This window comes from Ruegeria sp. ANG-R (assembly GCF_000813985.1).
In the GTDB taxonomy this organism is placed as follows: domain Bacteria; phylum Pseudomonadota; class Alphaproteobacteria; order Rhodobacterales; family Rhodobacteraceae; genus Ruegeria.
Map to the genome: position 1 here is coordinate 226241 of NZ_JWLJ01000006.1, position 26633 is coordinate 252873.

At 55.9% G+C, this 26633-nt stretch carries 29 protein-coding genes; 8 read left to right on the forward strand and 21 right to left on the reverse strand.

The annotated features are described in order from the left end of the window. Positions 1-302: 302 nt before the first annotated feature. The 3 genes from RA27_RS15575 to trpS are packed head-to-tail and all read right to left on the reverse strand — an operon-like array spanning position 303 to position 2138. On the reverse strand, positions 303-668 hold the full coding sequence (locus RA27_RS15575) for a hypothetical protein (protein ID WP_152610713.1): 366 nt from the start codon (positions 666-668) through the stop codon (positions 303-305). Continuing rightward, on the reverse strand, positions 665-1126 hold the full coding sequence (locus tag RA27_RS24095) for a hypothetical protein (RefSeq protein WP_152610714.1): 462 nt from the start codon (positions 1124-1126) through the stop codon (positions 665-667). The genes RA27_RS15575 and RA27_RS24095 overlap by 4 nt, the downstream gene beginning before the upstream one ends. Further along, entirely contained in the window at positions 1113-2138 is a 1026-nt protein-coding gene (trpS, locus tag RA27_RS15580; RefSeq protein ID WP_039540960.1) for a tryptophan--tRNA ligase, read from the reverse strand. Before trpS ends, RA27_RS24095 begins: the two co-directional genes overlap by 14 nt. Between trpS and RA27_RS24435 the strand changes: the two genes are divergently transcribed. Beyond that, positions 2139-2474, forward strand: coding sequence for a hypothetical protein (locus tag RA27_RS24435; protein WP_193746529.1), 336 nt, complete (start codon positions 2139-2141; stop codon positions 2472-2474). A gap of 24 nt (positions 2475-2498) precedes the next feature. On the opposite strand, the gene RA27_RS15590 is transcribed toward RA27_RS24435, so the two are convergent. Beyond that, positions 2499-3914: a DUF1963 domain-containing protein gene (locus RA27_RS15590; protein ID WP_193746530.1), complete on the reverse strand. Its 1416-nt coding sequence runs from the start codon at positions 3912-3914 to the stop codon at positions 2499-2501. 513 nt (positions 3915-4427) lie between these two features. Here RA27_RS15590 and RA27_RS15595 point away from each other — a divergent pair. Next, positions 4428-5138 carry a tetratricopeptide repeat protein gene (locus RA27_RS15595; RefSeq protein WP_039540967.1) on the forward strand — a complete coding sequence of 237 codons (711 nt, stop codon included), beginning with the start codon at positions 4428-4430 and terminating at the stop codon, positions 5136-5138. A 426-nt stretch (positions 5139-5564) separates the two neighbouring features. On the opposite strand, the gene RA27_RS15600 is transcribed toward RA27_RS15595, so the two are convergent. After that, a complete protein-coding gene (locus tag RA27_RS15600) occupies positions 5565-5831 on the reverse strand; it encodes a helix-turn-helix transcriptional regulator (protein ID WP_039540969.1) in 267 nt (88 codons plus the stop codon). Between the two features lie 198 nt (positions 5832-6029). On the opposite strand from RA27_RS15600, the gene RA27_RS15605 reads away from it, so the two are divergent. Continuing rightward, complete coding sequence (locus RA27_RS15605; RefSeq protein WP_039540972.1) at positions 6030-6557, forward strand: RNA 2'-phosphotransferase; 528 nt, start codon at positions 6030-6032, stop codon at positions 6555-6557. A 207-nt stretch (positions 6558-6764) separates the two neighbouring features. On the opposite strand, the gene RA27_RS15610 is transcribed toward RA27_RS15605, so the two are convergent. Both RA27_RS15610 and RA27_RS15615 read right to left on the reverse strand, forming a co-directional pair. Further along, a complete protein-coding gene (locus tag RA27_RS15610; protein ID WP_039540975.1) occupies positions 6765-7127 on the reverse strand; it encodes a hypothetical protein in 363 nt (120 codons plus the stop codon). A gap of 174 nt (positions 7128-7301) precedes the next feature. After that, a complete protein-coding gene (locus tag RA27_RS15615) occupies positions 7302-7604 on the reverse strand; it encodes a YciI family protein (protein ID WP_039540978.1) in 303 nt (100 codons plus the stop codon). Between the two features lie 37 nt (positions 7605-7641). Here RA27_RS15615 and RA27_RS15620 point away from each other — a divergent pair, with 37 nt between their 5' ends. Beyond that, positions 7642-8565 (forward strand): LysR family transcriptional regulator, encoded by a 924-nt coding sequence (locus RA27_RS15620; RefSeq protein WP_052265318.1) that lies wholly within the window; start codon positions 7642-7644, stop codon positions 8563-8565. Between the two features lie 24 nt (positions 8566-8589). Here the strand turns inward: RA27_RS15620 and RA27_RS15625 are convergent, their stop codons facing one another. The 3 genes from RA27_RS15625 to RA27_RS15635 form a co-directional block, all read right to left on the reverse strand. Then, a complete protein-coding gene (locus tag RA27_RS15625) occupies positions 8590-9258 on the reverse strand; it encodes a glutathione S-transferase N-terminal domain-containing protein (protein ID WP_082025156.1) in 669 nt (222 codons plus the stop codon). Between the two features lie 19 nt (positions 9259-9277). After that, entirely contained in the window at positions 9278-9739 is a 462-nt protein-coding gene (locus RA27_RS23220) for a cupin domain-containing protein (protein ID WP_052265319.1), read from the reverse strand. A gap of 69 nt (positions 9740-9808) precedes the next feature. Next, positions 9809-10666, reverse strand: coding sequence for an MBL fold metallo-hydrolase (locus tag RA27_RS15635; protein WP_039540983.1), 858 nt, complete (start codon positions 10664-10666; stop codon positions 9809-9811). A 96-nt stretch (positions 10667-10762) separates the two neighbouring features. On the opposite strand from RA27_RS15635, the gene RA27_RS15640 reads away from it, so the two are divergent. Further along, a complete protein-coding gene (locus tag RA27_RS15640; protein ID WP_039540986.1) occupies positions 10763-11659 on the forward strand; it encodes a LysR family transcriptional regulator in 897 nt (298 codons plus the stop codon). Between the two features lie 93 nt (positions 11660-11752). Here the strand turns inward: RA27_RS15640 and RA27_RS15645 are convergent, their stop codons facing one another. The 5 genes from RA27_RS15645 to RA27_RS15665 all read right to left on the reverse strand — a co-directional run bounded on the left by RA27_RS15645 (position 11753) and on the right by RA27_RS15665 (position 16906). Beyond that, on the reverse strand, positions 11753-11986 hold the full coding sequence (locus RA27_RS15645) for a hypothetical protein (RefSeq protein WP_039540990.1): 234 nt from the start codon (positions 11984-11986) through the stop codon (positions 11753-11755). 14 nt (positions 11987-12000) lie between these two features. Next, positions 12001-12363: an ATP-binding protein gene (locus RA27_RS15650; protein WP_152610716.1), complete on the reverse strand. Its 363-nt coding sequence runs from the start codon at positions 12361-12363 to the stop codon at positions 12001-12003. Positions 12364-13015: 652 nt separating this feature from the next. Beyond that, on the reverse strand, positions 13016-13336 hold the full coding sequence (locus RA27_RS15655; RefSeq protein ID WP_039540994.1) for an ABC-three component system protein: 321 nt from the start codon (positions 13334-13336) through the stop codon (positions 13016-13018). Positions 13337-13813: 477 nt separating this feature from the next. Beyond that, positions 13814-16231, reverse strand: a complete 2418-nt coding sequence (gyrB, locus tag RA27_RS15660) for a DNA topoisomerase (ATP-hydrolyzing) subunit B (RefSeq protein ID WP_039540997.1) — start codon at positions 16229-16231, stop codon at positions 13814-13816. Positions 16232-16333: 102 nt separating this feature from the next. Then, the gene (locus RA27_RS15665; RefSeq protein ID WP_039541000.1) at positions 16334-16906 is read right to left on the reverse strand and encodes a TetR/AcrR family transcriptional regulator; all 573 of its coding nucleotides are present in this window, start codon (positions 16904-16906) and stop codon (positions 16334-16336) included. Positions 16907-17005: 99 nt separating this feature from the next. Here RA27_RS15665 and RA27_RS15670 point away from each other — a divergent pair, with 99 nt between their 5' ends. Continuing rightward, positions 17006-17572, forward strand: a complete 567-nt coding sequence (locus RA27_RS15670) for a carboxymuconolactone decarboxylase family protein (RefSeq protein WP_039541003.1) — start codon at positions 17006-17008, stop codon at positions 17570-17572. Here the strand turns inward: RA27_RS15670 and recF are convergent. From recF to mutM, 6 genes are all read right to left on the reverse strand, one after another. Continuing rightward, positions 17569-18666 carry a DNA replication/repair protein RecF gene (recF, locus tag RA27_RS15675; protein WP_039541006.1) on the reverse strand — a complete coding sequence of 366 codons (1098 nt, stop codon included), beginning with the start codon at positions 18664-18666 and terminating at the stop codon, positions 17569-17571. The two genes, RA27_RS15670 and recF, sit on opposite strands and share 4 nt — an antisense overlap. 59 nt (positions 18667-18725) lie before the next feature. Next, complete coding sequence (gene dnaN / locus RA27_RS15680; protein WP_039541009.1) at positions 18726-19847, reverse strand: DNA polymerase III subunit beta; 1122 nt, start codon at positions 19845-19847, stop codon at positions 18726-18728. A gap of 221 nt (positions 19848-20068) precedes the next feature. After that, positions 20069-21451: a chromosomal replication initiator protein DnaA gene (dnaA, locus tag RA27_RS15685; RefSeq protein ID WP_039541012.1), complete on the reverse strand. Its 1383-nt coding sequence runs from the start codon at positions 21449-21451 to the stop codon at positions 20069-20071. 541 nt (positions 21452-21992) lie between these two features. After that, complete coding sequence (gene rpsT, locus RA27_RS15695; RefSeq protein WP_039541017.1) at positions 21993-22256, reverse strand: 30S ribosomal protein S20; 264 nt, start codon at positions 22254-22256, stop codon at positions 21993-21995. A gap of 227 nt (positions 22257-22483) precedes the next feature. After that, positions 22484-23260, reverse strand: a complete 777-nt coding sequence (locus RA27_RS15700) for an enoyl-CoA hydratase (protein WP_039541019.1) — start codon at positions 23258-23260, stop codon at positions 22484-22486. Between the two features lie 66 nt (positions 23261-23326). Continuing rightward, positions 23327-24178, reverse strand: coding sequence for a bifunctional DNA-formamidopyrimidine glycosylase/DNA-(apurinic or apyrimidinic site) lyase (mutM, locus tag RA27_RS15705; RefSeq protein ID WP_039541022.1), 852 nt, complete (start codon positions 24176-24178; stop codon positions 23327-23329). Positions 24179-24264: 86 nt separating this feature from the next. On the opposite strand from mutM, the gene ubiE reads away from it, so the two are divergent. Both ubiE and ubiB read left to right on the forward strand, forming a co-directional pair. Further along, complete coding sequence (gene ubiE / locus RA27_RS15710; RefSeq protein ID WP_039541026.1) at positions 24265-25017, forward strand: bifunctional demethylmenaquinone methyltransferase/2-methoxy-6-polyprenyl-1,4-benzoquinol methylase UbiE; 753 nt, start codon at positions 24265-24267, stop codon at positions 25015-25017. A gap of 3 nt (positions 25018-25020) precedes the next feature. After that, on the forward strand, positions 25021-26550 hold the full coding sequence (gene ubiB / locus RA27_RS15715) for a 2-polyprenylphenol 6-hydroxylase (RefSeq protein ID WP_039541028.1): 1530 nt from the start codon (positions 25021-25023) through the stop codon (positions 26548-26550). Positions 26551-26633 lie beyond the last annotated feature (83 nt).

Consider the following 26633-nt stretch of genomic DNA (forward strand, 5'->3'; position numbering starts at 1 on the left):
CCCACAAAAAAAATTTTCGTGGGGTAAGGTGATGATCACGAACACACGGCAACCGGAACAGCCGCCTGCACTGACCTTTTGGGACTTAAAAAGCGATCCGGCCTCCAATCTCTTTGGATCAACCGAACTCAAGCCCACTGGCAATAAGACCTATTGGTGCGGTCGACACCGGGTCGGCAAAGGAGTTATCGATCAAAGTATCGCTGAACACAGTGACCATCTCAGAGATCTGACATCCCGCCACAGGACAATCGTCGTGGCTGCGGTTACGAATTTGTTTTCTACTGCAAGTTTCTCGAGATTCACGCACATCCCGCGTCCTTCAATATTCTTAACATCTCCGCCTTTTCGTCTGCGCTCGCGGCTTCATCCCGCAGCATGATCTCAAAGGCGTCACGACGTTCACAAATGATCGAGATGCCGATCGCAGGAAGCGCAGCTTCAATGAATGTCCTCGCTGACGGTATGACACTCGAGTCGACGCGCATAACGATAAACGAGGATACAGAATTCCGGTCCGATCCGGCGTGCTGCTCGAAACTGAAATGGGCGCCATCAAACCTATCTTTGACAATGTCGTATAGCACCCGCAGTTTGTCAGCGCGCCTCTCGATAGCCAGCCGATCCTCCTCCTTAAGCTCCCTAATTTTGATTTCTTTCATATTCATCTGATCCTCTCCGCTTGCGTCTCCGATCCCAGCACCAGGAACTTGGCGTTTTGTGAATACGGCCCACATTCAGGAGTCACGTGCGCCGAATTCTCCTCAAATGCATCGGCCCAGATCTCATATTCCTCTTTAGTAGCCTCATCAGGTGACAACGCATTGTGCAACGCAGATACGACGCATTCACTGGCGGCTTTACGCAACAAACGACCTTTGGTTTCCCGTCGCCCCAAGAGCTTCTTTGCATGGTCATCACACATGCGAGAAATTTTACTCTTGGCTCTCGGCAACAGCAAAAGGGCGGAGCGTAACCAAGTTATAGGCTTTTGTTTTACAACAATTCTTTTTCTGGGGGTTTTTCCCGACAACTTGATTTTTGGATTTCTCGGGGGGCGTAGCGTAACCAAGGCTTGTGAGAGATGATGGAAATTCCCGACCCGCCGTCTCTCAGGCCTCTCCATGATTGCACTCTCGAAGCTGGAACAACCCCAGAGCACTCACGACTTCGCGCTTCGTCGCATCGGTTCGCTCGCGGGCCCGCTCAGTGCCGTTCCGGATGACATTCAGAACATGGTCGCGATGTTCAGACAAATGCGCCCGCTGCTCGCGGATGGGTGCAATGAACGCCTGCAATATGTCTTCCAACCGTGCCTTGATCTTACCATCGCCAAGGCCGCCGCGTTGATAATGCGCCTTGAGATCTGCCAGATCATCCTTGGCCTCATCAAAGGCATCCAGATAGTTGAAGACCACATTGCCCTCGACCTGACCGGGATCCTCTACGCGCAAGTGGTTCGGGTCCGTGAACATGGCCCGGACGGCGCTACGGATCTCGTCGGGAGACGCAGAAAGCGAAATCGCATTGCCTCCGGACTTGGACATTTTCGCCTTTCCGTCAATCCCTGGCAGCCGGCCGGATTTGGGAATGACAGCGCACGCTTCAGGCAGAACCACCGCGCCTGCGGTTGCATTTATCCTGCGCACCAGCTCGTTTGTTTGCTCGATCAGGGGCGCCTGGTCTTCGCCGACGGGCACGACCGTAGCCTTGAATGCGGTGATATCCGCCGCCTGTGCTGCGGGATAGCAGAGAAAGCCGGCGGGGATGTTTCTGCCGAAACCGCGTGCCCGGATTTCATCTTTGATCGTCGGGTTGCGCTCCAGCCTCGCGACGGTGACGAAGTTCAAATAGAGCATCGACAGCTCCGCCAGCGCAGGCAGGTGCGATTGCAGGCAGATCGTTGTCCGCTCGGGGTCGATGCCCACAGCCAGATAGTCCAGCGCGACTTCGATGACGTTGCGACGCACCTTGTCGGGATCATGCGCGTTGTCGGTCAGGGCTTGCGTGTCCGCCAGGAGCAGGAATTGTTCATGGCTGTCTTGATAGCGCAGGCGATTGGAAAGCGATCCCGCGTAGTGGCCGATATGCAGCGGCCCCGTGGTGCGGTCTCCGGTCAGTATGACAGGTTTGGTCATATGGGTGTCCTCGTAGATTGTGAGGCACCGCATTGGGGAGCATGGATACAAAAAGACCGCCCAAGCGGCGGCCTCGGAATAGATGGTATTGTCCGGCCGCGTTATTTCGGGGCCAGCCACCAGAGTGTCGAAAGGAGCATCAGGTTATCCATGCCGACAGCAGTATTGCCGGAAACGAATGCCGTCAAGCTGACACTGTGGGTGATTCAACCGCAGATCGCTTCACATAACACCCGTTCAGCGACGCTCGTGGTTCGTGATCCGGCGCGGGTTGAAGACCTTCACGAAGAAAAAGATGGTCCGCAGTATTCTGCCATTGCCTCGATGTTTGTGTAGCTGAAATCTCTGTAACCGATTTTGTTACACTGAAGTGTGCCAGACAAGCTTACCTGTCTCCAACTGACCTTCACTCATATCCTCTCTCGGGCACCAGATAGAAAAGCCATGCTCATGCTCTCTTAGAATGCCCAAAGCGTCATCAGATCGGAAAGTGATCAAACAATCCATGCCGCGCAGTTCAACAGGATGCGTTGACGGGGGCAATGCGCGTCCAAACAAACGATGGAACCGGTATCCCGTGAGGACATCGGACAGAACACACTGTAGATACGAAGGTATGTCAGCGAGGTCACCCTTGTCGATACCGTCTTTCCTGTTTTTGACGTATGCCCTCAGATGCCGGGAAATGAACGCTTCGCGGCTTGGTGCAAGCGCCCATTTCATCGAAACTTCACCAAGTTGTTCAGCAAATGCTCTGCGCTTCTCGAGGATGCTCTTCAGTTCACCCTGGTCGATTGGAGCATCAGGTGGCATCGCCTTTGCTTTCGCCACAAATTGATCGAAAGCTTCAAAAAATTCAGGGCCAAACCTTTCCATTGCCGCATAGTGCTGTGCCATCCGCTTGTCATGGCCTTCCAGGGGAGGCGAGTTTTCGTCACGTTGTGACATCTTCTGATTAAACTCCTGCCGCCACTTGTCGTCATAAGTGCGGTTGTAGGCAACGCGCTGGGCTTCGCCTGCTGCAATTCCCCAATTGGTGATCCACTCTTCGGCGGGTGGGTCGATAAACGCGCGGTCCTCGCCAGCGTCCATCTCGTAATGCAGATCGAGCGCCCAACGCGGGAACGTCTTTCCAAGATTGAAGAACCCGGCATCATTCAGATCCGGAAGATCCTCCGGGGCCTGCCTTGGCTGCGCTTTCTGCATCTGCTCCTCGGTCAGCTGAACAACGCGATAGCTACCCGTATCCTGGCGCAGGAAAGACACAAACAGAAGCAGCGCCCCACTGTCATTCAATTTGACAGGCTTTGGCTCTAACAAGGCACCAAGGTCGATCTGAAGAACAAAATGCATCGGTCTCCCGTCAGGGTCGCGCGGCCATGCGTGAGCAATCGGCAAAAGCGGCAAACCACCAAACCAGGATGTTGCGGATTGGTTTGCCTCAAACGGTGAGCGGAGGTGCAAAAACCAAGTGGGCAGTTCCGCGGCACGATCAGCCTCACCATCCATAGCGAGAAGTTCGCTGTTTCGGAAATCATCGTCCTTGGTGTTCCAGACGGTTTCCTTCTCGGGTGTTGTGTTCAGCTTTGTTTCTTCCGGCCAGTGCTTGACAAGAAGACCGACAAAACAAAGGGCAATGAAAAAGAACAGGCACAGAACGCCTTGCGCCAATGATATTTCACGTAGCTGGATGCCAATGGCGGCAATTGCCACAAACATGAAAGCTGCCGCGAAGAAAAAGGAGCTTATTATCTTTTGCATGGGTGGATCGTTCAATTGTTGCTCTCAATTGATCCACATCTAAACTTGAACTTTAGCAACCTAAAGCAGAATTAGACGCGACTAAAATTCGACCTTCCGTCTGTCGCCAACGTCGAAGTTAAAAGGGCTACCACGCAACTGGCGCCGGGGCCTTACTTGTGTCCCACCACACGGAATGCGCCGCCAGGAGACACGCCGCAGATACTCGTCAACCGGATGCCGCAGTTCAGGCCGCCGCGTAGTGCCTAAACACTTCCGTAGTGCCATCCTTTAGGATCAGGAAGACCGAATAGGCCTCTCGCTCAAGCCCAACGATCGGAGGCCCGGTCGGTCGCCGAGAGAGCGTGCAAGAAAGAAGGCCCCGCTCGACGTTTTATTGGCTCAGAAGTGAATGACGGTGGATGGCCGGCCAAACAATCAAACGACAAAAAAGACTTTACCGGTTGAGTTTTCGACAAACGGTTGAACTCAAGACGTTGCGAAGCATAACCTGACAGATACGATAATAATTCAAGAGATTACAAACAGATGCCAGACCCTAAATTGCAATCGATGGAGTGGTCGGAACGTGCCCTTGAGGCGTGCGATAATCTGGACTTCCCTGAGAACTTTGAGGCCGCAGAACTGTTGTTCAAACAAGCTTTCGAACTGGATCTGTTACAGCCGCTCGATGAGTTGCATGTCAAGCGCGCGGGTGACTATGCACGGGTGCTCACTGAACAATCAAAATTTGATGAAGCAAAAAGCGTAATAAATCGGACCCTGAGCAGGACTTCACGCTATTCAGATGTTGAAGAACTTATGGTTGTCGAATTGCTGGCAGCGCTCGCTAACTTCGAAATGCAACAAGGCAATCTGGAAGAGGCGGAAGCCAATCTGAATGAAGCTGTTACACTTCGGCGCCAGCTTGGCACCACGCTTAAGACGGTGGACCAAACCAGAGAGAAAAATCTGGCGGAGGTTAGAGCTCTGTTGGGACGCCCGAAAGATCTGGAAGCACAGCTGCAAAGCAAATTAGATTCGCATCGCGCCACCCCCCTGGAAGCACCAGGTGGTTACAACACAGTGCTGGAAGAACTTTCTGCCATATTGATCTCGCAACACAGATACGATGAAGCAAGACAGCTGATCGCAGAGGGACGCGAGCTTCGTATCAAATGCCGGCAATCGATCTCGGCACCAGATCAATGGGATCGAATGGAAGAGACAATTAGGTCTCGACCCAGCCGCAGCTATTAGGCCGAGGAACGTTGCCAACCAAACTCCTCTCAAGGCTTTTCAGCCCTGCGATATTTGAGGTCTCCGGGCTGCTAAGCCATGCTACCGTCGCGCACTTTGGTGACACTTCTGCTTTGCAGACCGAGTGACGTTTCTACTTGGTTGCAACATCGTAGTTCGTTTTGTAGCCAAGCTCTGCCGCATGATGCTTGCTGGAGCATTACAGACGTAATTGCAATCGACGGATTTCGAGGTTCTTTTTGCTCTCCCCAGCGCGCCTGGATTGGCGTCCGCCAAACTGGCAGGCGGTGGCGTTGCGGACAGTCGAGAAAACGTAGCGAAGGCACCCTTTGTTGCGCTCCACCAACGCCGTTCGGTTTCTGGAATGAATTCGGGGTGCCGCCAAGTGAGTTTGGCCGATAGCAGATATACTGAAATTGGCTTCGTTCAGCCTTCGTGGCTTTGCTGGCACACAGCTTTGTAAATCTCCACGTCACTTTCTGTCGGCAGGTCGCCAGTGGGCGCTTCAAGTCGCTCAATCTGGTCGAGAGAAAGTCCCGAGACATCCGCTAGCGCGTCTTTCGTGAGCCCCGCCAGCTTTCTCAGTTTCAAGAGCTCCAGGGCAAGGTCCGTCTTCTCCTGATATTGCGCGAGAAACTCTTTGAGTTCTGGCCTCTCCGCCAGGATCTCCTGCTTCAGTTCTTCGACGCTCATACTGATTCCTTTCCCAACCAACCCCTCCAAATCGGTGCCATACTACCAAAAACTGCCTGTCCGGGCACCCCTTGCGGAGCCATCTTCGAGTCCGGTGGACAGATGCTCCGTGTAAAGCCCGTCCAATCCGCCGATGGTATGTTGACACATCCAGGTTCGAACAGTCCAAATGCAGCGAAAGTCAGAAAGGCTCCGGCGATGTCGAAACAAAGCAAGACTTTATCACGGATTCTGAGACACGAGCCCGAACTCGTTAGCTTGTCCCTGATGCCGGGCGGATGGGTGCGCGTTGACGATCTTCTGCGGGGGATGAAACGGAATGGCCAATCACTGAGCGTCGAGGAACTGCACAAAATCGTCGAGGAAAACGACAAGAAACGGTTCACGCTTTCGGAGGATGGAACTCTTATAAGGGCCGCCCAAGGGCATTCCGTTGAGGTCGATTTGGGTCTCGAAGCCGTAGCGCCGCCGGAAACCCTGTATCATGGCACCGCCAGATCAAATCTCGACAGCATATTCAGCGAAGGTCTGAAACCAGGTAGGCGGCAACAGGTCCACCTTTCTCCTGATCCTGAAACCGCTGAAAAGGTAGGGCAACGGCACGGGAAACCGACCGTCCTTCGAATAGAAACTGGCAGTATGCATCGGGATGGTTATGCGTTCTATCGGGCGGACAATGCGGTTTGGTTGACGGATTTCGTTCCAGCGCAATACTTGGGTTTCTAATCCGACCGCGATACTTGCAAAACGGACGGGCAGCTGAACCCAGCGGGCTTACTGAATGAACATGGTGATGGAGGGCAACGGTCGTGAGCAATCCATCTATGAAACAATGGTTGTCGCTCACCACAAGCACAAGCTGCACTGTTGAGATCGGCAATGCGTTGGCAATGATACAAGCTCCGTCAATTGCTTGCCCTTGGCAACCAGAAATCAAGCATCCTCCTCGCCCTTGGTCGTTGCATCGGTATCTGTCTCGATTGCCTCCGTCAGAGCATCCCTTTTGGGTTTCAGCTCGCCTGGAACGTCGAAATTTGGGTTGCGGCCATCCTCAATCCGTTCAAGAATGGCACTTACTGCTGAAGCGGCAACAGCTTCTTCAGCCACTGCCTCTGCGCTGTCACGACACCAAACATTTGATCTTTTGATTTTCTGTTTCAGCAAATCGTCCGGACAGCGCTCCAATTCGTCTGCAGGAACAAACTTGCGCAGAAGTGCAATCAGGTCGGCGCGGCTGAGAGATTGGAGCTTGCTGTCCATTCTGAGACCATAATCCAAAACGAGGCCCAGAGCCATGTTTGGTAAGGACTTCGCCAAAAGCTGACGGAGCCAGGCGGCGGCTGAAAATTGCAGATACCGCCCGTTGATATCTCATGCAAAAAGGTGATCTGAACGAAATCAACAATCGCCGTGTGCTCTGCTGCTCATGCTGGCAATCGGAACTGAATAGTAGGCGGTCCCTCGCAAACCTCAGGAAGAGATCAGTCCCCTGCCGTCCCGGTAAACCTGCTTCCAGGGCAGAATGGAAAAGGAGGCCCTGAGACCCGTGGGCCAAAACGGATCGGCGTGGATCAGCTTCTCGACCTCACTTTGATCCTCTGCCTCAACGATCCAAAGACCATCGCGCCCTCTGTTCTCACCATCCGTCAGGGGCCCGGCGGCTTCCACGGCCTCGGCGTTGTCTTCGAGGAAAGCTATATGCTCCTTCATGAGAGCCGCCCGAATACCGGGATCGGCATCTGTGGCATCTTCAAACAGGACTATGAATTTCATTGCGGACCCTCACTTTGCTGTGCCGAGTGATTATGGCATGGCAAAGTTGCTGTTTGGCAAAGACCTTTTGCCAATCTATTCTGCAAAAATGCAGGATCATGATTGGGATGATTTCAAATATCTGCTCGCGCTGCACAGAACGGGCACGCTGTCAGACGCGGCGCGGCGGTGCGGTGTGAATGAAACGACGGTCGCACGGCGTTTGAAACGGCTGCAACAGGCGCTGCGAGTGACCCTCTTTGTCCGAAATGAAGCGGGTCGCCACCAATTGGCGGAAGCAGCGCAGCAAATACTCGATCACGCTGAAACCATGGAACGCGAAAACACGGTGCTAACAGAGCATCTGGACCAGTCCTCCGGCCAGATTGGAGGCACGATCAGGATCAGCGCCGTTCCGGTGATCATCAATCACGTCATTCTGCCTCACCTCGGAAAGCTGGGCGACAAGCATCCACACCTGGCTGTCGAGCTGGTTCCTGAAGCACGAAACATCGACCTGACAAAACGCGAAGCCGACTTGGCTATCCGTTTCTCCCGTCCCGAACAGGGCGGCTTGGCGACAATGGCCCAAAAACTCGGCGAATTGGGGTTTGATGCGTATTGCGGATCGCAGCTCACACCAGAACAGCAGGATGACGCAGACTGGATTTGCTATGACGACGCATCCGCCTCCCTTCCGCAGGCGCGATGGACAGAGGAGCTTCGAAAGCGCCTCAAACAGCGCCCAAGCAGATTCCGGGTATCGGACATCGATACCGCTCTTGAGGCGGCGGCCCGAGGTTATGGGAAAGCTGTCCTGCCTAAACTCGTTTGCGAGGGTAACAAAAGGTTTCGTTGTATCGGCGCAGAGACATCGAGATCGGGCATGGCGCGAGATGTGTGGCTGCTATCGCATTCAGATGAAGCGCGTTTGTCGGTAACCACAGTCAAGTCCTGGTTGGGCGAATTGCCTTGGGCCTGATCACCGCTCGAATGCATTGCCACGTTAGACATCGCCGGTCACCTTCAGATCTGCGTATAGGGCCTCCACTGGCGTGAAGGGCGGGATACCGGCGCAGCTCATCAATTCGTAAAATGGCGTTGAAACCTGTTCGGGGAAATTGAGTTCGGCGACCATGGTCAGGCTTCGCAGCTCCGCCAGCGCAGCCAGTGTGTCGAAGCTGATATCGCCGGAGGCCAAAAACTGAACGACACGGGGAAGAGCAGCTTCAACTTCAACAGCAAGCTGCGGAGTTCGCGCAAGTGCATCCGCAAATGCCATTCCTATCCGCTCTGGCATTGCACTTTCAAAGAAGGCCAAGGCCTCAGAAGATGCCAGCTCGGGAACATTCAAGCGCGGCATGCGTGGATAGCACAGAGCGTTTAGTGCCGAGGATACCGTCTCGCGCCATTTTTCCAATTCCAGACCGGTGTCATAGGACGATAGCAATGGCGTGCCAATTGCATCAAAATGACGAATGATTTCTGTGCTGTCCTGAATCAGCGTCTCACCATCCACCAAAATCGGAACGGTCAATCTGTCGACCCAACCCTCAAGCTCGGCTGGAACCTGCCCCGGCGCCACATAGACGAGTTCGGGCGACAGATCCTTCAGGCCAGCCATTATGCGGGCGCGCACGCAAAATGGACAGGTTTCAAAGACAAAGAGTTTCATCGACGTTACTCCGCCACCCTCACAGGTAGACAACGCCAAAACGTTCCTCGATCAGCTTCAGATCTCGCACGCCGGTTTCATTCTGGCGAGACGTTTCGGCCATGAAGTCCTCGGCCCAATCGCCGGGGAAGATGTAGCTGATCAGCTTGGCGGTCGTATCGCCCACGTTTTTCATGTAGTGGGAGACACCGCGCGGGCATTGGATGCTGGCGCCGGGCCCGGCCCTGAAAACCTCATCGCCGATTTTGACCTCAAGGTCACCTTCGATGATGTGAAAGGTCTGGTCTTCCCATTTGTGGTAGTGATCGGGGATGCAACTGCCGGGCGCGATTTCGCCCGCGCCGAAAACATACTCGGACTGGGTGTCCTCTTTGCCAGCCGCGACCGAGGTGTATTCGTTTTCGGCCATGAAATACTTACGGCCTTCATGCCAGCCGCTGATGACCGTCTTCTTGCCAGTAGTTTCGGTTTTCTTGGGCATGTCATGCTCCGTTTTCGGGTCATTTGGGTAGGGCAGGACCGGGCAGTGACACTGCCCGGTCTGTTTAGGTCAGTGGCCGTGCCAGATCGAATAGGCCATGCGCTCCACATGGGCAGACAGGTTCTGGTCATACATGAACCAGTGGCTGAACTCGGGCAGCTCGACCGTTTCCTTCAGTTCCTCGACCGTCTTGCCCGCAGCAAGACCCTCCGACACGGCCTTGAAAAGCGCCTCGTTGAAAGCCAAATCCTCGGCCAGTTGCTCCGGCGACGACATCGGCATGTGCCCTGATATGACCGTGTCGAATTCCAGTTCGGTCGTCACGCGGCGCAGCGTGTTTAGCGAACCCACGTAGTCATGCGTGTTCAGGCGGCCGGGAAGGTTCACGAAACCCTGAAGGTGCCAGTCGACCGCCATGAGAACCTTGTCTTTTGGCATGTAGATGGCGCTGTTGCACTGACCATCGTTCGAACCGTAGTAGCGCATTTCGACGACCTTGCCGCCAAGCTCGATCCGGTATTCGTCCCCTTCATAGGTTACGTCAGGTTGCACGACCCGGTTTTCCAGATCACGGCCCAGCAATTCGGCGCACCCTTCATGCGTGATGAACTCGGCGCCTTCGTCCTTGAAGATTTGTCCTCCGCGGGAATGGTCGAAATGGGGATGGGAATAGAGCACCTTGACCACGGGCTGATCCGTCAGCTTTGCAATTTCGGCCCGCATTGCTTCGGCGCGGAATTCCTGGTTGGGATCCACGACGATGACGCCGTCATCGGTGATCACGATCAGGCTGGAATAATGCGCCATGTGGAACTGATAGACACCATCTTTCAGCTCGGTCATGACAGGTTTCATCTCGTCATCAGCGGCAATTGCGGCGCTCGCAAAGGCGGTTGCGGCCGCAAGGGCTGTGAGAATGCGTTTCATGGCAAGGGCCTCCTATTGTCTGGGAGGCTATATATCATTGATGAATGCAGGTATAATTGGAGCAGTATGCAATAGAGAACTTACTGAAAGTATCTAATGGATAAGCTCAGGAAGATGGCTGTGTTTGCCCGCGCGGTTGAACTGGGCAGCTTCGCAGCCGCTGCGGCGGACAAGAACGTTACCCCTACGATCGTAGGCCGACATGTGGCCGATCTTGAGGCGATGCTGGGTCTGCGGCTTATCAACCGCACCACACGGTCGATGGAGGTGACCGACGCGGGTCAGCGTTACTATCATGGCTGCAAAACCATGCTGGACCAGATGGCGGAACTGGAACAGGATGTTGCGGATCGAAAAGGCGTCGGTCCTTCGGGCATTGTCCGCGTGGCAGCGCCCGAAGGCATGGGCACTCTGCTGATGGATGCCGCTGAAAGCTTCCAGAAGCTCTATCCGCAAGTGTTGTTCGATCTGGTGTTCGACAACGATCAGACTGATTTTGTCAGTGCAAAGGTCGATCTTGCGATCCGGTTGGCGATCTCGCTTGAAGACAGCTCCCTGATTGTGACCAAACTGACCGATACCCGGCTGAGTTTGTTTGCTGCCCCATCCTATCTTGAAAGTTATGGCGTGCCGACCACCGTTCAGGAGCTCGACAATCATGCCTGTCTGGCGTTCGGCGGTTCGCGCTTTGGAGACAGCTGGCCGCTGTTAACAAAGACCGGCCTGCGCAAACTGCGACAACCCTGGCGCATGGTGATAAACCAAACCCACATCTACCGAGAGGCATTGATCCGGGGAATGGGGATCGGACTATTGCCGGAGATCATGGCCTTGGACCTCGTTGAGGCCCAGCGACTTTCCCAAATTTACCTGGATGACAGTTTTCCAGACGTCGGCGTTTTCGGCGTTTATCCCGACAAAGCATTCCAACCACACCGCGTCCGTTTGTTTCTCGAGCATTTGCGAACAACGCTCGCAGGAAACGAAGCGTGAAATGGTGAATTTCAGCCAAGAAAAGAAGACAGGTCGGCGATCCTGACAAGCGCTCCCCGACTGGTAGTTCCGACTTTCTTCTCACCAACAACATCAATTCCAGAGGTCTGAAGACGTGCCCTCACGCGCAACCATTCCGGCTTCTTGCATGAGATTGAACTGATTTTTGCCAACGCCGAGGAACGCCATTGCATCTTTCGCTGAGAGGTATTTATCCCGACCTGCAATCAGGACCTCCACTTCGTCTCGAGGCACCATGGTATGTTTGTGTCCGTAGCCGGATGTCGATTGACGGCCACGGAGCGCGCCAGCAGCAACAGCTGCCACAACGCGTTCTGCTCTCACGCCAAGCTGCCGACTTGCCTCGGCCGCGGAGATCCATGCTCGGTCACCCGACACACCGACCGAGTAAGAGCCTTCAAAGTGCTGACCAACAGTCTGATGAAGACGATCATGGAACGGCTTATATTCGCTGAAATCTCCACTATGACGGAGTCGCAGCCTGCGGCCGCCTCGCGCCAATGTCCTTTCTCAACATCTCCTCCCAGAGAATAGTAAAGAAAATCCATGATCGTAGATTTACCAGAGCTGTTCTGGCCGCGAATAATGTTTAGTCCACGGTGGAAGTACTCATCAAAAACAGCACTACCTGACTTGACGATCTTTAGACGTCTAATCATCAGGTTCGGGTTAAGCTGTGTCATATCGAAATTCCCCAAGACCAGATCTATCTTTAAGCCCACCGGGTCCAGAAACGCTTATTTGCAAGAAATCGTCGACCAAAATCCTCAGCAGTTCTTTATGCTTGTCTGTGGCAAGATTTAGAGCCTCTGTAAGAGGCTGCGGTATCCTGCTTTCGTGAAGCAAAACGTATCGTCTGTTGCTTATTGTGGACAGGGTGACAATCTCTTGCTTACTAAGCGCGCTCAGAGCGGAGTCTTGAACTACTGACATCCGATCGAACAGGACACTTGATTCTGGTAGGGCGGCATAGCGGACATCAGGCAATGCCCTCACCAACCCATTTATTCTCTTCGTTAAGCCAGAGATTTCACGTGGCGCGCGAAATTCCGATAGCCTCTCAGGGAAGCACGAATAGAAGTCAGCGATCCTAAGCCAGTCATAGTCATACTTCTCACAATCACCAAAACGAAGAAGCGTCAGAAATCGAAACGCCGTGTGATAAGGATCATATGAAGCCGAGTATGAAACGTTTAGCATGATTGCCACCTGATGTGGCAGCGCTCAGCGAGCCAATTTATCATGCCTTGAATATCCCCCTTATCCATGAAGGGGCGCTGATGGCATCAATATCTTCCAGAGTGGGCTGTATTATGTCCTCATGAATTATTGCATTCACTTTTGGCGGGAAAGCATAAACGCGGGCGGCATAATCTTGGTTTCAAAGACTGTCATGATCCTCATCAACAGACGAACAAAGAGCATCTGAGCCGATTGATAATGCGTATACTTTTCAATCATTTGTTCAAAGGCGAGTAGGTCTCGTTCAGCACTCGTCCACTCATCTGCTCGGTCGACAGCATCAAGCTTTTCACGCAGACCCTTTAGGTCAGAGTCCTCGCGATTCGAAATGAGATATTGAAGCTTATCAATATAGCCGTTGTAAGTTTTCTGATCCCGCATCTCATCTTCGATGCGTTGAGCGAGCGCTGTCATCTGCGAGTTCGCTCTCGGTGTGTCTTGCCCCACCCTGCTACCTACCACTTTCTTCCAAATATATACCCTCGGCACACCTTGTGGATGCTCTCACACATGCGGCTCATAATTGTCATCACTTAACGTGACAAATCCAGGGAGTTCAGCCTTTCGGTGATCTGGTTCGGTGGAGATTCGTGTCAATTCAAGAGGTTCGCAGATCATTCAGAAGTCCTTTGCCGCTTCTAAACTAACTCACAGCCTCCTTCCACCTTATGCATGCGCTGGTATCGCGATAAGGTGCAACTTTGAAGTCCTTGGCGCAAACCGCGTTCCAAAAACTGCCATAAGCATTGCACTCTATGAGTGGCATTTAGCAACACTCATAAATCCTCACCTGATACCTGTATCGCTTCGGATTTTTGGGCTGCTTCAACATAATCCACACAATCCGTCTGAGACACCAAGGCGAACGATTATGCGCGATCCTACACCGATCTAAAAATCCAAATTCTCTACGCTCAGGGCATTCTTCTGGATAAACTCGCGGCGCGGTTCGACAACATCGCCCATGAGTTTGGTAAACAGGTCATCCGCTTCGACCATATCATCTACGCGCACTTGCAAAAGGGTCCGCGCATCCGGGTCCAGCGTTGTTTCCCACAGTTGATCCGGGTTCATCTCACCCAGGCCCTTGTAGCGCTGGAGAGAGAGGCCCTTTTCGCCCTCTTCAAGAATAGCGCGTAGCAGATCCAACGGTCCGTGGATCACCTGCGAGCGATCACGGCGAATCAGATCGGCCGGAGTGCTATAGATCTCTTGCAGACTTTGAGTGAAACTGCCGGTTTTGAGAGCCTCGCCCGAGCGCAACATGGGGCCGTCCAGCGTGCGCACCTCCTCGACACCGCGCAGAATGCGTGCGAGGCGGATACCGTGATCCTGCGTGATCCGGCCTTGCCAGCCGCGTTCGTATTCCAGCGCAATCAGGTCGAGGCGGGCCGCGACTTTGTCGGCCACGCCTTGCAGGTCGGCGTCAACGGCTCCCGGCACAAAGGCGCCAGCCACAGCGGCCTGCTCCAGAATGTGACGCGGATAGTGTGTTGGGAAGGCATCGAGGACGCGCTTGAGTTGACGCGCTTCGTCAACCACCCGGGTCAGGTCCTGACCAATGATCTCTTCGCCTGAGCCCAGCTTAAGCACCGCGCCTTCTACGCCCTGATTGATCAGGTAGTCATCGAGCGCGGCCTGATCCTTCAGGTAAACCTCTGATTTACCACGCGAAACCTTGTAAAGTGGCGGCTGCGCGATGTAGAGGTACCCGCCTTCAATCAACTCCGGCATCTGTCGGTAGAAAAAGGTCAGAAGCAGTGTCCGGATATGCGCGCCGTCCACGTCCGCGTCGGTCATGATGACGATCTTGTGGTAGCGCAGCTTCTCGATATTGAACTCGTCACGTCCAATCCCGGTGCCCAGCGCCATCACAAGGTTCCCGATCTCTTGCGACGACAGCATCCGGTCAAAACGCGCGCGTTCCACGTTCAGAATTTTCCCGCGCAGGGGCAGAACGGCCTGAGTCAGCCGGTCTCGGCCGGTTTGCGCAGAACCACCGGCAGAATCACCCTCGACCAGAAAGACTTCGGTCTTGGACGGGTCCTTTTCGGAGCAGTCTTTCAGCTTGCCAGCCAGATAGTTCACATCCATCGCCGTCTTGCGGCGGGTCAGTTCACGAGCCTTCCGCGCGGCCTCGCGGGCCAGAGCCGCCTCGATGATCTTGCCGACGATTGTCTTGGCCTCGTTCGGGTTCTCCTCGAACCATTCGGCCAGTTTCTCGTTCATCAGACCTTCGACCGCCGGGCGCACCTCGGAACTGACCAGTTTGTCCTTGGTCTGGGACGAGAATTTCGGGTCGGGCACTTTGACCGACAGCACACAGGTCAAACCTTCGCGCGCATCATCACCCGTAAAGCTGACTTTTTCCTTCTTCGCGATCCCGCTGGATTGCGCGTAGTTGTTGATCGTCCGGGTCAACGCGCCCCGAAAGCCTGCCACGTGGGTGCCGCCGTCGCGCTGCGGAATGTTGTTGGTGAAGGGCAATACGGTCTCATGGTAGCTGTCGTTCCACCACATCGCGATCTCAACGCCAATATCATCGCGCTCGCCTTTGATGTAGATCGGTTCCGGCATCGCAGCCGTTTTCGAACGATCCAGATACTTCACGAACTCCTTCACGCCGCCCTCGTAGAACAACTCAGTCTCAAGCCGCTCCGCAGGACGCTCGTCGATCAGGATGATCCGCACGCCCGAATTCAGGAAGGCCAGTTCGCGCAGGCGCTTTTCCAGTGTCTCGAACGAGTATTCGAGGTTCGAAAACGTATCGGTCGAAGCCAAAAAGCGCACCTCGGTGCCAGTGTGATCCCCACACTCACCGACCACTTTCAGATGCTCGGCGGTTTCGCCGCCTTCAAACCGCGCCACATGCTCTTTACCGTTCCGCCAGATGCGCAGTTCCAGCCAATCCGACAACGCGTTCACCACCGACACACCGACACCGTGCAAGCCGCCCGACACCTTGTACGAGTTGCTGTCGAATTTACCGCCAGCATGTAGCTGGGTCATGATGACCTCGGCAGCCGAGACCCCCTCTTCGGCGTGAATGTCCACCGGAATCCCGCGGCCGTTATCACTGACCGAAACGCTGGAATCGGCATGAATTTTCACAGTCACATGGTCGGCATGACCCGCCAGCGCCTCGTCAATCCCATTGTCGACAACCTCATACACCATATGGTGCAGACCCGAGCCATCATCCGTGTCCCCGATATACATTCCGGGGCGCTTGCGAACAGCCTCTAAACCTTTGAGAACTTTGATGGAATCTGCGCCGTATTCCAGGGGTGCCTGTGCGTCTTCGGACATGCCGTTAGTACCTATATTATTTTCGTAACTTATACGTTCTCTGGTGGGGATTGTCACGCGATCCCCCAATATTTTGTGTGCGTATTGGCAATTTCGCGCAGATCAGAGACGATCGATATCAGCCGCAATATCCTCGGCGATCGCAAGCGCATCCACGTCGTTGCGTTCGGCTGTCAGACGCAGCCCCAGGAGGTCGGATTGATAACGTGCTGCCAGCCGGTCTGGGTCATGCGGCCGACCAATTTCGCCAGCCTCTTGTGCCCGACGGAAAAGCGCAGAAAAACAGGCTCGCATTTCGGCAAGATGTGCATCTGCCTTTTCTGCCAGATCATGATCTTTCGCCTGCAGTTCCGCATATGTTTTGGCCAGCATACAGGCCCTTGCAGGCATCCCGGCGCCCTCGGCCACAAGACGCGGCTGCGTTTGCAGCGCGGCCTTCGGCCCCAGTTCATCGGCCAACTTACGTAACCGCGCAACGCCATCCGCCGCATACCGCTGCAACGCCAGCGCATAGAGCGCGTCTTTGGAGCCGAAGGCCGCATAAAAGCTTCCCGGCTTCAGTTTCAGTTCGCGCTCCAGATCTTTCAGGGACGTCCCTGCCCACCCCTGACGCCAGAACAAATCCCTGGCCCGCAAAATCAGATCATCCCGGTCATATTCAGGCTTTCGGGGCATATTCTCACCAATTCTTGAACGTTTGCTCAAATATATACTTGAGTGATCGCTCAATAAACCCTATTTCCGTATCACCGCACCCAAAAATGGAGCTCCGAAATGGCCGACTTCCCCTCCCACGACCTTGAAACCGCCCCCAAAGGGTCCAAACCGCTGCTGGAAAGATCTCAGGTCGCCTTCGGTCGCCTGCCCGGCCTGCACAAGGTGATGGCGGAAAGCCCACAGCATCTGGAAGGCTATCAGGTTTTGCACGGGCTGTTCCTGCAGACTGACTTTGATAATGACGAGAAGACCGTCGTCTGGCAGACGATCAATGTAGAAAACGAATGTCACTATTGCGTGCCTGCACATACCGGCATCGCGAAGATGATGAAGGTCTCGGACGACATCACCGAGGCGTTGCGCAATGAAACTCCGCTGCCCTCGGCCAAGCTGGAAGCGCTGCGCACTTTCACCCTGCAAGTGATGGAGACCCGCGGCAACCCCACCGAAGAACAACTGCAAGCGTTCTTTGACGCAGGTTACTCGCACCGCGCGGTTTTGGATGTGGTTCTTGGTCTGGCGCAGAAAACCATGTCGAACTACGTCAACCACATGGCCAAAACACCGGTCGACGAGGTGATGCGCAGCTTCCTGTGGGAGCGCAGAGTCAGCGAGCCTGCCTAAGCGCTAACGACCGAACCCTCATCGCCTTCGGTAACGACCAGCGTTTGGGCCCGGTCCCCCAATTCCGCAAACAGCTCAGGCCCGGTGCCCGTCATCCAGGCCTGCGCACCCAGCGCGCAAATCTCATCGTAAAGCGCTGCCCGCCGACCGGCATCGAGATGCGCCGCCACCTCATCCAACAGCACAATCGGTGGCGCGCCCACCATGCGCGCCAGCGCCCGTGCGTTCGACAGGATCAGCGAGACCAGCAACGCCTTTTGCTCACCGGTTGAGCAATCCTTGGCCGGAACGCCCTTTGCAGCAAAGACTCCGTACAAATCTGACCGATGCGGCCCGACCAGAGTGCGACCCGCTGCCAGATCACGAAACCGGCTTTCATTCAAAGCCTCGCGCAAATCCCCTGCCGTCTCCGGCATCGCGCCTTCGGTCTGCACCAGCTCAAGCTCCGCCGATGGAAAGGCCGTCTCTGCTTTGTCCTGCGCGGTGCGCAGATGCTCCAGTGCAAGCAAACGCGCTGCGTGGATGCGATGCCCCATCTCGGCCATCTGCCCTTCCAGCGCCGCATACCAATGGGCATCCCGCACCTGCTCTTTCAGCAACCGGTTCCGCTCGCGCATCGCTTTTTCGTATGTTAGAGACGCTTCGGCGTGGGCGGGATCAAAACTCAGCGCGATCCGATCCAGAAAACGCCGCCGCCCTTCCGCACCTTCGATCCAGAGACGATCCATCGAGGGGATCAACCAAACCACCCGCGCCAGCTTTCCCAGCTCGATCTGGCTTGAGGCTTTCTCATCAATCCGCACCTGCCGCGCGGCGCCGCCTTCGGACCAGGTCTCGATTTCAAACTTCTGCCCTTGCGCCTGCAACAGCCCAGAAAGCTTCCAACCCAGCGCCTCGGGGCGCCGCGTCATCTCAGCCGCGCTCGCGCGCCGCATCCCGCGCCCGGGCGAAAACAACGACACCGCTTCCAGAATATTGGTCTTCCCGGCCCCGTTCGGCCCATGGATCGCCACCGGCCGCCCGTCCAAAGATAACCGCGCCAGCTTGTGAGACCTAAAATGCGAGACCGTAAGCTCGGTCAGGGCCAATCCCATGACCCCTCCCTTCTTCTGTTCAAAAATACCTCCGCCGGAGGCATCGCGCGCCAGCGCGATCAGACGCGCATCGGCATGACGACATAAACCGCGCTCTGATCATTGCCTTCCCGCATCAGAGTCGGGTCACCTGCCGAATTGAACATGAACACCGCATTCTCGCGATCCACCTGCGAGGCGATTTCAAGCAGGTATTTTGCGTTAAAGCCGATCTCAAGACGCTCATCTCCGTACGCAACGGCCAACTCTTCCTCAGCCGCACCGCTATCCGGTGCATTCACCGACAGAACCAACTTATCCGAGTCCAACTGCAGCTTGACGGCGCGGGACCGTTCGGATGAAACGGTCGCCACACGATCAACAGCCTGAGCGAATTCAGCGGCATCCACTTCCAGCTTGCGTGTGTTTCCCTGCGGGATAACACGCGTGTAGTCCGGGAAGGTGCCGTCAATCACCTTCGACGTCAGCGTAATATCCGGCGTCGCAAACCGCACCTTGGTTTCGCTGACCGAGACGGCAATATCCATCTCATCATCATCCAGAAGTTTGCGCAGTTCACCCACAGTCTTACGGGGAACAATCACACCGGGCATGTCCGCAGCGCCATCCGGCAGGTCAGCGTCAATGCGTGCTAGGCGGTGGCCATCGGTAGCCACGCAGCGCAGCACCTTGCCGCCCTCAGAGCCATCCGCCACGTGCATATAAACGCCGTTCAGATAATACCGCGTCTCTTCGGTCGAGATCGCGAATTTCGATTTGTCGAACAACCGCCGCAGTAACGCCGCCGACGCGGTGAAGTTCGATTGGTATTCCGAGGACGCCATGACTGGGAAATCTTCTTTCGGCAGCGTCGCCAGCGAGAAATTCGAACGGCCCGCTTCAACTGTCAGTCGACCCGCCGCACTATCGGCAGTCAAGGTCACCAGCGCTCCATCGGGCAGCTTGCGCACAATCTCATGCAGCGTTGTGGCGGCGACAGTTGTCGCTCCAGCTTTCTCGACCTGCGCAGGTGCCTTGTCGACAACCTCGATATCCAGATCAGTTGCTCGGAACAGCGCCTGATCGCCCTCGGCTTCGATCAGCACATTGGCCAGGATCGGGATGGTGTTGCGGCGTTCCACAACGGATTGGGCCTGCGAAACGGCCTTGAGAAGGGTGCCGCGTTCGATGCTGATCTTCATACCCTCAGTTCCTCTGGCTTGAGTGCGCACATGGGCGGGACTGGCAAGTTACCGGTTCAGCCCTGAGGCACAAGGATTTTTTATGATTTTCTGGGTTGGAATAATCAAACCGTCAAGGCCCACCGGCCCGGCCACCGTCAGTTCGCGCGCGATCGTGGATTATTGCGCACATGAAAATGCCCCGGCCGGCTGGCACGGGACGTTTTCAAAACAGACGCAATTCAGGCTTCCAGTGCCCGGCGCAACATCTCGACATCTTCGGCAATCTGGCCATCGGTCAGCTTCAGCTCTTCGATGCGTTTGACACCATGCATGACCGTGGTGTGGTCGCGTCCGCCAAAACGGCGGCCAATCTCAGGCAGCGACCGGCTGGTCAACTGCTTGCACAGATACATCGCCACCTGACGCGGGCGCGCATAGGACCGCAAGCGTTTCGGGCCAATGATATCGCTAAGGCGGATATTGTAATAATCCGAGACCTTGCGCTGAATCTCTTCGACCGTGATCTTACGCTCGGACGCACGCAGTACATCGGCCAGACAATCCTGCGTCAGCTCCATATCGATCTCGCGCCCGACCAGCGAGGCAAAGGCGAACAGGCGGGTCAGAGCGCCTTCCAGCACGCGCACATTGGTCGAAATACGATGCGCGAGGAACTCCAGCACGCCGTCGGCAATGGTCAGATCGGGATAGGTGCTGCTGTAATGCTGAACTTTGTTCTGCAAGATACCCAGGCGCAACTCGTAGTCCGTGGGGTGCAGATCGACCACAAGGCCGCATTGCAAGCGCGATTTCACGCGATCCTCAAGGTCCTTGATCTCGCCCGGCGCGCGGTCGGCCGAAATGATGATCTGCTTGTTCTGATCCACCAGCGCGTTGAATGTATGGAAGAACTCTTCCTGCGTCGAATCCTTGCCCGCGATGAACTGCACGTCATCCACCATCAGCACATCGACCGAGCGGAACAGATGCTTGAAATCCATCATACGACGTTCCCGCAGGGCCTGCACGAAGCGATACATGAACTGCTCCGCCGACAGATACAGGACGTTCAACTCGGGGTGTTTGGTCTTCAGTTCCCAAGCGATAGCGTGCATCAGGTGGGTCTTACCAAGGCCGACGCCGCCGTAAAGCACCAGCGGATTAAAAGTAACCGGCCCGCCTTCGGATACGCGGCGCGCTGCCGCATGGGCGAGTTCGTTGGGCTTGCCGACAACGAAGCTGTCAAAGGTAAATCGTGCGTCCAGCGGCGCCGCCTGTAAGGCTTCAAGCGCATCACTGGGCGTATCTGGCACGGCGGGTCGGGGTTCGGGCGCCAACGATGGCTTGGCATCTTCTGCCAGTGTGGGGCGCGCTGACGAGTTGGCTGCCGTGCGGAACGCCAAACGCTGCACCTTTTCACCCGACGTGTTCAGTTCATAGAGAATAAGGTCTGCGAAATTCTGACTGACATAGTTGCCCATGAAATTGGTCGGCACCGAGAAAACCGCAACACCATCCTGCAACTCCTGAAACTCCAGAGGTTCAATCCAGGTGGTAAAGTTGTTTTTCCCAACCGCCTTCATCAATTTGCTACGCAGTTGTCCCCATTTCTCTTGTGTCATTCGGCGCCTCACGCATCCCATCTTTATTGGCCTTGCGGCCTTATCAATATGTCCCGTTTTCCGGGTCTTATGGCGCTCACACACAGGGACACACTTCGCCAAACCTGTTGGTCTGGCGGGTATGCGCGAATATCATCATCGTACATCGCAGCACGACCCCAAAAATGGGGCGCACCCGGAAACCGGGTTGCGCGTGACATTCCAATTTTTCGACAGGGCCAAGATCATCGGAAAACCCGAGACCCAGAGCAGATCGTCCATCCAGCCGAAGCCGGTTTTCGAACATTCGTTCCGTGATCCGTCTGATGCCCGTCAGTCAGATCGCTGGAACAGCCTGTCCCCCCAAGCGAGTGAATCGCTGACATCAGTCGTAGCAAGAGCCCAAGGGTCCGGGCAACGAAACTCTGATATTGACTCGGGGTTCGGGGCGAAAGAATCTCTCGGCTTCGTGAAGACGCGGCTTTCCGGCAACAATGGAAAAGGCGCCGCAATACGCGACGCCTTTTTTGCATATCAACGCTTGACGCGTTTTAGCCGAGAATCAGCCCAGCGCTTTAACGCGTGCCGACAGGCGCGACATTTTGCGGGCTGCGGTGTTCTTGTGGAAGACGCCTTTGGTGACGCCGCGCATCAGCTCGGGCTGAGCCGCGCGCAGGGCTGCGGTGGCCGCGTCCTTGTCACCGGATGCGATCGCTTCTTCAACTTTGCGCAGGTAGGTGCGGATGCGCGAACGGCGTGCTTTGTTTACGGCGAAACGCTTTTCGTTCTGACGAGCGCGTTTTTTTGCCTGGGGCGAGTTAGCCATGTGTCTCTGACCTTTGTTCGGTACGATTTCTAAAGTTACGCGCCACGGGAAGAACCGGACCGGATCGAGATCACGAGTGTGAGTCGGGCCAGAGCGGGCCGCACGCGCATGTATGACGGCGGTCTCTATCCAAGTTTTTGGGCTTTGCCAAGCTGATTCTTACATCGACGACCGGACAAAAAAAGGCGGGACCAAGCCCGCCTGATTTCACTGAATGCCCTTTGCGCCTACTTATCGCGGAATTGCGCCGCACGTTTTTCAAGAAACGCAGCCATGCCTTCCTTCTGGTCTTCGGTGGCAAACATCGAATGGAACACCCGACGCTCAAACAACATACCTTCGCTCAATGGCAACTCGTAGCTGCGGTTCACAGCTTCCTTGGCAGCGATGGCTGTGATCTGTGATTTCTCTGCGATCTTCTGCGCCGCGCCGGTTGCTTCTTCGATCAGCTTCTTGGCGGGAACAACGCGACTCACCAAGCCAGCACGCTCGGCTTCTTCAGCGTCCATGAACCGGCCTGTCAGGTTCATGTCCATCGATTTGGACTTTCCGACAAAGCGGGTCAAACGCTGGCTGCCGCCGAGCCCTGCGATGACGCCCAGATTGATCTCGGGCTGGCCGAACTTGGCCGTATCCGCCGCGATGATGAAATCGCACAGCATTGCCAGTTCACACCCACCGCCCAGCGCATAACCTGCGACCGCCGCGATGATCGGCTTGCGGATCGCGGAAACCCGGTCATTGGCATCGGCGAAGAGGTTGATGTTGAACACGTCGACAAAGCTCATCTCGGACATCTCCTTGATGTCCGCACCCGCGGCAAACGCCTTGTCCGAGCCGGTGATGATGATGCAGCGCACCTTGTCGTTGCTGTCTGCTTCTTCCAGCGCATCGCACAATTCACCCAGCAACTGGGTGTTCAGCGCGTTCATCGCGTCGGGTCTGTTAAGCTTGATTAGGGCGACGTGGTCTTCGATTTCGACGATGATCGTCTCAAAAGCCATGAGGTGTAAGCTTCCGGTTGTTCCGTTCAGATACGATTCATTATCACGCGAATTCGCTGGATCAAGTTATCTTTGGCATTGCGCACAATAGAAGGATGAGCGACCCGATTGGGTGATTCTCTTGATTTCACCACCACATCCTTCGGTCCTGCAGGGTGCGCCCTCGCGCCCGTATACATCGAAGCTGTGTTGAAAATATCCAAGTTCTCCATCGGCTTGCCGGAAATCCCGCAGGGATGAACCACCCGCTTCAATCGCATCTTGCAGCACCTGCCGGATGATCGGAACCAACGCGGCAACTCGTGGCGCGGAAATCTGTCCGGCTTTGCGACGTGGCGACACCTTGCCGCGATAAAGCGCTTCGCAGACGTAGATATTGCCCAGCCCGGCAACGATTCCCTGATCCAGCAGCGCGGATTTGACCGGAGTGTTCTTGCCCCGGAATGCATCAATCAGGTGCTGTTCATGAAAATCATTGCCCAGCGGTTCCGGCCCCAGAACCGACAGCAGTTTGTGATCTTCCGCAATTGATGTCTGCAAAAGGTCCATCGCACCAAACCGGCGCGGATCGTTGAAGGTAATGCGTGCGCCATTGGCCATGTGAAACACAACATGGTCATGCTTTTCCGGCACCGGGTGTTCATGCGCAAACTGCCCCAGAGGATCGCCTGAAACCGTCATCCGCCCGGACATGCCCAGATGTATCAGCAGGGTTTCACCGCTGCTCAGATCGGCGAGGATGTATTTCGAGCGCCGACGCAGCCGATCTACCCTCTGACCCGTCAACCGTTGGGCCATGCGATCCGGAAAGGGCCAGCGCAAATCCGGGCGGTTCACATCCGCGCGTTCGATCACAACCCCTTCCATTGCTGGGGCAAGGCCGCGTCTTACTGTCTCGACCTCGGGCAATTCGGGCATTACATGGCTCCTATTCCAAAGGGCCGCATTGTGCCCGGGTTCCAGAGCCCTATAACAGAGGCGAAATTCGACAAACGGCAAGGCAAATGTCCGACAACAGCGACAAGACCACTCATTTCGGGTTTGAAACCGTCCGCGAGGCTGAAAAGGCCGGTCGCGTACAGGGCGTGTTCAACTCGGTCGCCTCGAAATATGACGTGATGAACGACGTCATGTCGATGGGCATCCACCGGGTCTGGAAAGACGCGATGATGGACTGGCTGGCCCCGCGCCCCGGTCAGCGGCTGTTGGATGTGGCGGGCGGCACGGGGGATATCTCGTTCCGGTTCCTCAAACGCGCAGGCCACGGCCACGCCACCGTTCTGGACCTGACCGAGCCGATGCTGGTTGAAGGCCGCCAGCGCGCCGAGGCCGACCAGATGGCCGACAGCCTCAACTGGGTGGTGGGCGATGCGATGTCCCTGCCGTTCGAGGACAATACGTTCGACGTCTACACAATTTCCTTCGGCATCCGGAATGTTACCCGCCCGCAAGAGGCATTGAACGAGGCCTATCGCGTGCTGAAACCCGGTGGCCGCCTGATGGTGCTTGAATTCAGCCAACTGCCCAATGACGGGCTGCAGAAGCTCTACGACCTCTACAGCTTCAATGTCATTCCACGCATGGGCAAGCTGATCGCCAATGACTACGACAGTTATCAGTATCTGGTCGAATCGATCCGCAAATTCCCGGATCAGCAGACCTTTCTGAACATGGTCCGCACCGCCGGGTTCGAAAACGCCAAGTACCGCAATCTCAGCATGGGTATCGCGGCACTGCATTCCGGCTGGAAGATCTGACACATGCGCGGTCCTCACAACATCATTCGCCTGATCCGGACAGGCGCCACGCTCGAACGCACTGGTGCGATGAACGTGGTGCTTGATGCCTTCGAAGCTCCGCGTGCTATCCGCATTCTTGCGCATGTTCTGGGCAAGCCCTTCCAGTGGTTAGGCTACAAGGGCGATCCCGAGATGCCGCCTGCCACACGCGCGCTGACCGCCCTTGGCCCCGCTTACATCAAGTTCGGGCAGGTTCTTTCGACCCGACCCGATGTTGTGGGCGATGAATTGGCAGCACAGCTACGCGTTCTACAGGATAAGCTTCCGCCCTTTTCAAAGGCCGAGGCCATGGCCGAAGTAGAGAAAGAGCTTGGCCAGCCGATGGCCAAGATTTTCAGTGACTTCAGCGAACCCATTGCTGCGGCTTCGATCGCGCAAGTTCACAAGGCCAAGCTGAACAGCACCGGCGAGGATGTGGCGGTCAAGGTCCTGCGCCCGAATATCGAACGCGCCTTCCGGAAGGATGTGGACGCCTTCTATTTCGCGGCTCGCATTGTCGACTTGTTCGCCCCCGGCGCGCGTCGCCTGCGCCCGATGGAGGTGATCGAACACTTTGACGGGGTCGTTCGCGGCGAGCTGGATTTGCGCCTTGAAAGCGCCGCCGCCTCGGAATACGCCGCCAACACCAAGGACGACGCCGGATTTTGGCTGCCGCCAGTGGTCTGGTCCCTTTCCGCACGACGCGTCATGACGCTCAGCTGGGCCGATGGCATCGCGCTGGGCGACAACGATGCGCTGGATGCCGCAGGTCACAACCGCAGCGATCTGGCCGAGCGTGTCCTGCGCCTGTTTCTGCTGCACGCCCTGCGCGACGGCTACTTCCACGCCGACATGCATCAGGGCAACCTCAAGGTCGCCGCGAACGGCGACATCATCGCCTACGACTACGGCATCATGGGGCATATCGACGAATACACCCGCCGGGTCTATGCCGAGATCCTCTTTGGCTTCATCCGCCGCGACTACAAACGCGTGGCCGAGGTCCATTTCGAGGCCGGCTATGTCCCCGCCAACCAGGACGTCGACGAATTCGCCCGCGCCCTGCGCGCTGTCGGAGAACCCATCTTCGGCATGGACGCAACCCATATCTCCATGGGCCGGCTTCTTAGCTACCTGTTTGAAGTCACGGAACGTTTCGGCATGGAAACCCGGACCGAGCTGATTCTGCTGCAACGCACCATGGTTGTCGTCGAAGGCGTTGCGCGCTCACTTGATCCACATATGAACATCTGGGAAGTCGCCCGTCCGGTGGTCGAGGATTACATCAAACAATCCATCGGCCCCCGCGCGGCGCTGCGGGACTTTGGAAAAACCGCCATGGTCCTTGCCCGTTTCGGCCCGCGTCTGCCAGCGCTGGTGGAAAACGCGCTCATTGCGCAGACTCACAAGGACGAACCCCAAGGCACCGTTCTGTCGCAACTGATATGGCCCGCCGCCATCGGCGCCGTTGTCGGGGCCGTCCTCACCCTGGTGATCACCGGCCTCAGCTAGATCCGATCCCACTGCTTCATCTGGCCAGAAATATCCTCGGGGGGAATCGCGCCCGGGGCGCGATGGGGGGCAGACAGCCCCCC